Source organism: Kineococcus siccus (assembly GCF_009906795.1).
GTDB classification, from domain to species: Bacteria; Actinomycetota; Actinomycetes; order Actinomycetales; family Kineococcaceae; genus Kineococcus; species Kineococcus siccus.
In genome coordinates this window covers 1-2,421 of the sequence record NZ_JAAALN010000352.1, presented here as the reverse complement: position 1 = coordinate 2,421, position 2,421 = coordinate 1, and the positions used below count along the sequence as shown (strand labels likewise).

Annotated in this window: 3 protein-coding genes; all 3 read right to left on the bottom strand. The window is 75.2% G+C overall.

Annotated features, from left to right (window positions below):
* A partial coding sequence (locus tag GTR02_RS21305; protein ID WP_166609471.1) for a cutinase family protein occupies positions 1-689 on the bottom strand: 689 nt, incomplete at its 3' end.
* Positions 690-878: 189 nt separating this feature from the next.
* Entirely contained in the window at positions 879-1,652 is a 774-nt protein-coding gene (locus GTR02_RS21300) for an SDR family oxidoreductase (protein WP_166609470.1), read from the bottom strand.
* Positions 1,649-2,317: an SDR family NAD(P)-dependent oxidoreductase gene (locus tag GTR02_RS21295; protein WP_420814761.1), complete on the bottom strand. Its 669-nt coding sequence runs from the start codon at positions 2,315-2,317 to the stop codon at positions 1,649-1,651. The genes GTR02_RS21300 and GTR02_RS21295 overlap by 4 nt, the downstream gene beginning before the upstream one ends.
* Positions 2,318-2,421 lie beyond the last annotated feature (104 nt).

The window sequence follows — 2,421 nt, the reverse complement described above, 5'->3', positions numbered from 1 at the left end:
GGCGTGGTCGGGGGAGTGGTGGGCGGCGTCGGGGCGGACGCCAGCACCAGGTCGGCCGCGAACTGCGCGCCCTGGGTGGTGGAGCCGTTGCTGGCGTAGGTCAGGTGGGCGCCGATGTTGAACCCGTTGCCGCACACCGGGTCACCGGTGTTGCAGAAGTCGCGCGACCGCGGGCCGTAGGTGGGGCTCGCGGTGGCGATCGTCTGGCGCTGCAGGCCCAGCGGGTTGCCGAAGACGACCACGGCGGCGACCCGGTCCGACAGCACGGCGGGGATCGCCGTGCCGCTGGTCGTGCCCGTGCGGATGCCGAGGGCGATGTCGGTGACCGTCGCGCCCTGCGAGTACCCGCCGAGGACGAACTTCGTCTGCGGGCACGCGGCCGCGACGCTCGTGACGTGGTTCGTCATGTCCGTGGCGCCGGGGCCGGCGCTGGTCTGCGCGGTGTTCGCCGCGTAGTTCACGGCGTAGGAGGTGACCGTGCGGCCGGGCAGGTCGGCGGTCAGCGAGCGGACGAACGGCCCGCCCACGATGCCGAGGCCGGCCGCCTCGCCCGTGCCGCGGGCGAAGACGACGTCGACGTCGGAGCAGGTGGCGGCGGAGGCGGAACCCGCGACCGCGATGCCCGCGGTGGCGAGGGTGCCGACGACGGAGAGGGCCGCCAGGAACCGGGCGATGGTGGAGGCGCGCATGGGCAGTCCGTTCTGCTCGCGAGAGTGCCCGCGTCGCAGTGGATCACGACCGTCGGGACCCTCGTCCAGGGGGTGGCGCGCTGATGATGACCGCAGGCACCCACCCAGCGCAAGCCTCGCCGCGTGTTCCGCTCCCCCGTCCGGGGAGTTCTAGAAACCCCGGCTCCGGGACCGGAGCAGGACCGCCCGTCACCCCGGCAGGATCGCCGACCAGCCGCCGTCGACGACGAGGTTCGCCCCCGTCACGTAGGACGCCTCGTCGCTCAGCAGGAACAGCGCGCAGCGGGCGATCTCCTCCGGGTCGCCGATGCGCCCGAGCGGGATGGCCTGCGCGATGGTGTGCATCGGGTGGTCGGCGCGCAGGACGTCGCTCTCCGTCGCCGGCGTGCGGATCATCCCGGGGCTCACGCAGTTCGCGCGGATCCCGTGCGGCGCACCCTCGGCGGCGAGCTGCCTGGTCATCGCGACCACGCCGCCCTTCGTCGCCGTGTGGGCGATGCGCGTGTTGGTGCGCGACCCCGTGATCCCCGCCGTCGACCCGACGAGCAGGATCGCGCCGCCCCCGCGGGCGACGAGGTGCGGCCACGCGGCGCGCGTGGCGAGGAACACGATGTCCAGCTCGTGGCGCAGGACGAACGACCAGTCGGCGTAGGACGTCTCCGCGATCGGCGAGAACCGCGTCGCGCCCGCGTTGTTGTACAGCAGGTCGATGCCGCCGTGGCGGGCCGCGGCGTCGTCCACCCAGGCCTGCACGGCGCCCTCGTCGGAGAGGTCGAGCGGGGCGGTGGCGTCCATCCTCCCGCCCGCGTCCCGCACCAGCCGCACGGTCTCCTCGGAACCGGCGGCGCCGAGGTCGCACCCGACGACGACGGCGCCCTCGGCGGCGAACAGCTGCGCCGCGGCGCGGCCCTGGCCCCCCGCCGTGCCGGTCACGAGGGCGACCTTGCCCGCGAGGCGGTTCACGACGGCGCCACGGCGTCAGCGATCGACTTGACTCCGCCGTGCGCGGTGAGCCCGCCGTCGACGGTGATCTCCGCCCCGCTGACGAAGGAGGCGCCGGGCCCGAGCAGGAACGCGACGACCGCGGCCACCTCCTCGGGCCGGCCCGTGCGCCCGAGCGGGGTCTCGGCGACGTTCGCGGCGCGGAACCCCGGGGCCGCCGAGGCGGTCATCGGGGTCTCGATGAACCCCGGGTGCACGGTGTTCACCCGGATCCCCCGGGGCCCCAGCTCCAGGCAGGCCGTCTTCGCGAGCCCCCGCAGGGCCCACTTGCTCGTCGTGTACGCCAGCGGCACGTGCCCGGTCAGGGCGGCGACGGACCCGACGACGACGATGGAGGAGCCGTCCGCCATGAACGGGGTGACGGCCTGCACGCCCAGGAGCGTCCCGACCACGTTCACCTCGTGCACGCGCAGCAGGTCGGCGGCCGCGACGTCGCCCAGGCGCGCCCGCCACGTCACCCCCGCGTTGCCCACGAGCCCGTCGATGCGCCCGTGCGCGCGGGCCACGGCCGCGGCGGTGCGCGACCAGGCTCCGGCGTCGGTCACGTCCAGGCGGCGGTAGTCGACCCCCGGCAGGTCCTCGCGCGGCTCGTCGAGGACGTCGAGCCCCAGCACGGTGGCGCCCAGCGCGACGGCCAGGCGGGCGCGCGGCCAACACCCCGCGCGTCGTGGAGACCGCCGAGCGGTCGCTGCTCAGCACCGACCTCATGGTCATGCCGCACGGCTTCCTG